General features: G+C 67.2%; 6 protein-coding genes and 1 pseudogene. 2 read left to right on the forward strand and 5 right to left on the reverse strand.

The window, feature by feature from the left end; translation table 11 throughout:
- Positions 1-193: 193 nt before the first annotated feature.
- Positions 194-547 (reverse strand): DoxX family protein, encoded by a 354-nt coding sequence (locus ACFWY5_RS57790; protein ID WP_379640374.1) that lies wholly within the window; start codon positions 545-547, stop codon positions 194-196.
- A gap of 260 nt (positions 548-807) precedes the next feature.
- Positions 808-1,137 (reverse strand): putative quinol monooxygenase, encoded by a 330-nt coding sequence (locus tag ACFWY5_RS57795; protein ID WP_379640376.1) that lies wholly within the window; start codon positions 1,135-1,137, stop codon positions 808-810.
- A gap of 22 nt (positions 1,138-1,159) precedes the next feature.
- Here ACFWY5_RS57795 and ACFWY5_RS57800 point away from each other — a divergent pair, with 22 nt between their 5' ends.
- A complete protein-coding gene (locus tag ACFWY5_RS57800) occupies positions 1,160-1,561 on the forward strand; it encodes a MerR family transcriptional regulator (protein WP_379640377.1) in 402 nt (133 codons plus the stop codon).
- Positions 1,562-1,593: 32 nt separating this feature from the next.
- Here the strand turns inward: ACFWY5_RS57800 and ACFWY5_RS57805 are convergent, their stop codons facing one another.
- Together ACFWY5_RS57805 and ACFWY5_RS57810 are read right to left on the reverse strand one after the other, a co-directional pair.
- Positions 1,594-2,067, reverse strand: coding sequence for an SDR family oxidoreductase (locus tag ACFWY5_RS57805; RefSeq protein WP_379640378.1), 474 nt, complete (start codon positions 2,065-2,067; stop codon positions 1,594-1,596).
- Positions 2,068-2,319: 252 nt separating this feature from the next.
- Positions 2,320-2,871, reverse strand: coding sequence for a hypothetical protein (locus ACFWY5_RS57810; RefSeq protein ID WP_379640379.1), 552 nt, complete (start codon positions 2,869-2,871; stop codon positions 2,320-2,322).
- Between the two features lie 222 nt (positions 2,872-3,093).
- Between ACFWY5_RS57810 and ACFWY5_RS57815 the strand changes: the two genes are divergently transcribed.
- Positions 3,094-4,080 (forward strand): helix-turn-helix domain-containing protein, encoded by a 987-nt coding sequence (locus tag ACFWY5_RS57815; protein ID WP_379640380.1) that lies wholly within the window; start codon positions 3,094-3,096, stop codon positions 4,078-4,080.
- Positions 4,081-4,090: 10 nt separating this feature from the next.
- Here ACFWY5_RS57815 and ACFWY5_RS57820 read toward each other — a convergent pair.
- Positions 4,091-5,316 (reverse strand): annotated as a pseudogene (locus tag ACFWY5_RS57820) (IS701 family transposase).
- Positions 5,317-5,567: the final 251 nt, after the last annotated feature.

Genomic DNA, 5,567 nt, shown 5'->3' on the forward strand with positions numbered 1-5,567 from the left:
TCAGCCGCGCCCGTAGACCGAACAATGCCCCGCCGACCAGCAGACCTCATCCAATCGCAACGACGAAAGGGACATCAGCTCGCGTAACGCACTCTGAGAACCCCCTGCGACGCGAGCGAGCACGAGTATCCCGACATAAGTGACCACCTTGGGGCCGGGGCCGGGTGTGGGAGGAGGACGCCGTCTCCGGGGATCACCACCAGTGGTAGAGCAGGTTCGCGCCCAGTGCGGCCACTGCGGTAACGAAGAACAAGGCCCAGTTTCCAAGATTGCGGGAGCCCACACGCAGGTGCGCAAGGAGCGCGCCGGCGAAGTACATCACGAGGCTGTAGCCAGCCAGAGTCCCCAGCATGGGGATGGCGAATCCGCCCAGCAACCCCAAAGAGCCCAACGCCAGCATCGCACCCAGGACGGGTGCCCACGATCGCGGCAGGCGCTTCATGTCCAGCTGGGCCTTCGGGAATTCGTGACCGATCAGGTAGACGACGGACGCGCTACCGAACAGCAGCGAGGCGAAGATGGTGATCGTCGCGTAGACGGCGAACATGAGCCCTCCGTGCTTGTCGTTACTTCAGGCCTTGCGGCCCGGTGTTTGCATGTCTGACGAAACAGCCGCTGGAAATGTCAGGTGGTACCAGCAACGGCCGGTGTCACTTGCCCCACATGAGTCACCTGCCCGCATAAAGCTGGCCAGCCAGTTCGCTTGAGAACCCTGGATCGCGCTCGCTGGTGATCCGGTTGCGCTAGGGGTGGGTGTCATGCTGTCCGCTTCGCGCGGCCGCGGGTACGGCCTGGCCGACAGCCCGGTCAGGCCACGATGTCCGGATGGGGACTCATCATCGCGCCGAAGTAGACCTCAGGCGCTCCTTCGATGTGCTCGGGCAGTTTGTCCGTGAAGACACGCAACAGTGGGGTCTCGTTGTGCCGGTCGAGGTGCTTCTGCGAATGCCAGACCTCGTAGAGGAAGAATCGGCCGTCCTCCTGCTCGTGAAGGTGGTACTGAAGGTTGCCCTCGTGCCCTCGGGACGGCTCGACGAGGTCCGTCAGGAGCTTCCTGAACTCGTCGGCGTGTCCGGGCTTCGGGGTCAGGAACCCGTAGAGCGAAACGGGTGCTGGTGCAGTCGAGGTCATCGTCATGTGCTCAACGTTAGGAAGTGACATGGATGTCAGATTCAAGCCGCTCCCCTATGAGGTGGGTCACATGAAGATCGGGGCGTTGTCCCGCGAAACAGGCGTGGCCGTACGTCTCCTTCGCCATTACGAGGCCCAGGGACTGCTCACCTCCCGCCGCAGTGAAGGCGGCCACCGCCATGACGATCCCGAGGCCCCCGCCGCCGTTGCCCGCATCCGCACCCTGCTCGCCGCCGGGCTCCCTACCAAGGTCATCCGCGAGCTCATGCCCTGCTTTGTCGGCGTCGGCACCGAACTGCAGGCCTGTGTTCTCGACCACCTCAAACTCCAGTACGCCGAACTGGACTCCCGCATAGCCGACCTCACCCAAGCCCGCACCGCTCTGGGAGACCTCCTCGAAGCCTCCACCCGAGCACTCACCCACGCCTGAACCGGCCATGACGCGCCGGCAGGTTGTGGCGATCAGCCTGCGGGAAAGCCGGGCGGCATGTTCATGGGGCCGCCGCCGAACGGCGCCCCGCCGACCAGGACGGTCGAGCCTGCCATGTAGGAGAATTCGTCGGTCGCCCGCGGGAGCACGGATCGGGCGATCTCCTCGGGCGAGGCCATCCGGTGCAGGCCTGAGGCGTTGCGCGGGCCCCAGGCGCGTTTGAAGGCCGTCCAGATCGCGTCGGGCAGGGATGCGGGGCGCACCAGTGCGGTGTCGGTCGTGCCCGGGGCGATGGCGTTGATCCTGTTCCCTTGGGGGCCGTAATCCATGGAGGCGGCCTCCACGATGCCCTTGATCGCCTGCTTGCTGGAGGTATAGGCCACGCCTCCGGGACGCCGGTTTCGGCACGGTGGGGCCGGTAGAGGAGTTGCTGGAGGCGCATCGGCTGAGCTGGTCACCGCTCTGCCTGCGGCCGCGGCCGGGGTGGGTGGGCCGTCGGCGGGCACGCTGGAGGCGCGGCTGGCCGGGGTGACCTCGTTCTATCGCTGGCAGGGGCAGTGCACGAAGTACTGGTCGTGGGGCGGCTGCTGAAGGGCACCCCCGCGCCGTGCTCCGGCGCGGGGGTTGTTGGCGCATCTGGCGGGCGGGCTTCCCGCGCGTGAGGTGCGACTGGTGCGGGTGTGCGCCGGGCCGCTGATCTGGGGGTCGCGATCGACGCCGGGTACAAGCTGCTGCTCAACCTGGCGCGGCCGCCGTACTCAGCCAGGAGTGCCATACAGCGTGATCGGGGGGATCATGGCCCCGTAGCGCTGGGAGCGGTGGTACCACAAGGTGACCTTTTTGGTCTTCTTGTCAGCCGTGATGGTGAACCATATCTTGATCACGCATCTTTGTGGGCACAGCCGCCCTACGACAGGGGGTTCTAGGCACCGCTGGACTTTCACGATCCCTTCGTAGCGGGCGTAGCGATTGTACTTGTTGCTCCCTGTCGCAGAGATCCGCAGGACGTCGCCGTTGATCCGTGCTCGATAGAGGTCGCCGGTTGCGTTGGTGCCGCTGTCGGAGTCGAGCCGCCATGATCCCGGCTTCTTCGTTGGACAGACGCGCACGCCGAACGTGACGTAGCCCAGACGTATACGCGGGAGGGAGGTCCCGGGATAGCGGGTGAGCGTGACCCGTCGGCAACCGCTTTGCGCGACGTCTTGGCCGTTGTAGCTCCGTTTGCTGTGATCAGTGCCCGAGCCGGCCTTCTTCGCCGTGACGGCGGAGGCCGCGCTGGTGAGAAGCAGGATCGTCGATGTGATGGCCATCAGCCATGCTCCTGGTCTGTTCATGATTACGCGGCGGGCCTGCTTTGAGTATGCGTACCCCCGGCCCGTTCATCCGCGGAGGGGAGCGCGTGGATCTGTTCACGATGCGCCGAGCGGCTTTCACCAGCCATGGCACCCGACGCAGAAGCATTGGCAATGCGCGCAGAGCAGGATCCGGCGTAAGCTCGGCGAGGGCACCCTTTCCCCTTGGATGTGACAGCGATGAGCACGCTGATCCGCACCGAGCAGGTACCGCCGGCTGACCGGCTTCAGTTCACGCAAGATCTCACGGCTTCGACGTGGGTGCCGATGGACTGCCGCTCCGAGCATCACCGGGACTATCTGGGCGTGCTGCGGGTCAATGGCCTGGGGGCCATGACGGTAGTGGCCATGGACATCCTGCCGATCACGGTGCGCCGCACTCCCAAGCTGATCGAGCAGGCCGACCCCGATCTGATGAAGCTGCTGCTGGTGCGCGCGAACGGCTCCTCAGTGGTGGAGCAGGACGGCCGGCAGGCGTTGCTGGGCCCGGCTGGCTTCGCCTTCTACGACACTCGCCGCCCGTACGAGGTGAGCTGTGGGGTCGGCGTGCACGAGCCCACGCGGGTGCTCACCTTTGCCTTCCCACCGTCGCTGCTGCCGCTTTCGCGCCGTCAGCTTCGGCACCTGACCGCGACCTGCTTTCCCGCCACCGCCGGGGTGGGCGCGCTGACCTCGCAGTTCCTCATGCAACTGGCCCGCGACATCGACCACTTCAGTCCCGCCGAGGCGGCCCGCCTATCGGCGACCGCGCTGGAGGTGCTGGCCGTACGGCTGGCCCGCGAACTCGGCGCCGATCGATGGCCGACACCCGAGGCTCGCAGGCACGCGCTGCTCACCACCATCCAAGCCTTCATCCTGCAGCACCTGGGCGCGTCCTGGCTGTCGCCGGCCACGATCGCGGCCGCCCACCACATCTCCCTGCGCTCCCTGCACCAGCTCTTCCACGACCAAGGCCTGACCGCGGCGGCCTGGATCCGGCAGCGCAGACTGGAACGCTGCCGCCGCGACCTCGCCGACCCGGCGCTGGCCGGCCGTCCGGTCGCGGTTATCGCCGCCCGCTGGGGCTTTGCCAGCGCCAGCGACTTCAGCCGCACCTTCCGCGCCGCTCACGGCCTGCCCCCGGGGCAATACCGCCTGGCCCAGGCCCGCCACCTAGTACTCCAGTGACACTTCGCGATCATGGTTGGGATCTGCGCTGGTAGTGGTAGTGCCGGGCTGTTGCCTGATGACGGCGGCGCCAGTCGGACCAGGACAGGATGTCCGCAATCGTGTGGGTGGTGGTCAGGGTGAGTGCGGCCAGTAGTCGGCGGATTTCGGGGAGCGTCAGGGGGGTGCGGTCGTCGGTGCCGGGTGGCTGTGCGGTGGCGATGGCCGTCAGCAGGGCCAGGGCGAGCATGGCCAGGGTGATGTGCCGGTGCCAGGCTGTCCAGCCGCGGACCTGGTAGTGGTCGAGCCCGACCTGGCCCTTGGCGGCTTGAAAGGTCTCCTCCACTGCCCAGCGGATACCGGCTTTCTTGACCAGGGCCGTCAGCGGCTGGCGAGTGGGGGCGTAGCAGCGGTAGAAGGCCAGCTCGCCGGTGGTCAGGTTGCGCCGGATCAGTAACCACCGGTATCCGTGGGTCTCGGGCTCGTCGATGCGGGCCCAGGCCCAGGCATACCAGCGTGGGCCTTTGGCGCCCTGGCCGGCGCGGTAGCGATGCCAGTGCCGGTCGGCCACCCGTGCCGCCACCTCGGCTGCAGTGAGTGGGGCGCCGTCGAGGTCGACCCGCCGGTTGCCCGCGATGGCCAGCACGTAACCCATCTGATGCTCCTCCAGAGCGGCGCGCAGGCGTGGGTCTTGGCCGTAGACCTCATCGCCGGTCATCCAGCGGGCGGGCACGCCGGCCTCGAGTGCCGCCGGCATCATGGCGGTGGCCAGGGCGGGCTTGGTGGCGAAGGCGGTCTCGTCTGGGATACCGGCCGCCTGGCAGCGATCAGGGTCGGCCAGCCAGGTGTGCTCGGGCAGGTAGAGCGCCGGTCCAGCAGCGCTCGCCCGGCCGGGGTGGCGTAGGCCAGGAACACGCCGATCTGGCAGTTCTCGATCCGGCCCGCGGTGCCGCTGTATTGCCGCTGCACCCCGGCCGAGGCGGTGCCCTTCTTGACGAAGCCGGTCTCATCGGCGATCAGCACGCCGTCGGGGCCGAGCCGGTCGAGGACGAAATCACGAAGGTCATCGCGCACCTGATCGGCGTCCCAGCGGGCGGTGCGCAGCAGCCGCTGCAGCGCCTGCGGACCGAGAAGTCCAGCGTGTTCGGCCAGGTTCCAGCAGTTCTTGCGGTCGATGTCGGCCAGCAGAGCGCGGACGTAGGCGGTGGCGGCGCGGCGTGGTTCGACACGGCCGAACCGGCCGGCGATCCGGGCCATCAGCTCGTTGAAGATGACCATCCAGCGGTCAGGGTCTACGCTGTGGCCCGCGGCCACCGCACGATCTTTGGCTGTTCTCACAAACTCCGAATGATCACGCGGTGGCCGTCGCCATGTGACCTCAACGCCTCAAGATCGCGAAGTGTCACTGGAGTACTAGGAGCTGTTTCTTAGATCAGGTGCGGAGCCAGATGGCCAGCGCTGCCAGGGTGACGGTGCCGTGGAAGATGTAGGCGCGTTTGTCGTATCGG

This window comes from Nonomuraea sp. NPDC059007 (assembly GCF_042740555.1).
Classification (GTDB): Bacteria; Actinomycetota; Actinomycetes; order Streptosporangiales; family Streptosporangiaceae; genus Nonomuraea.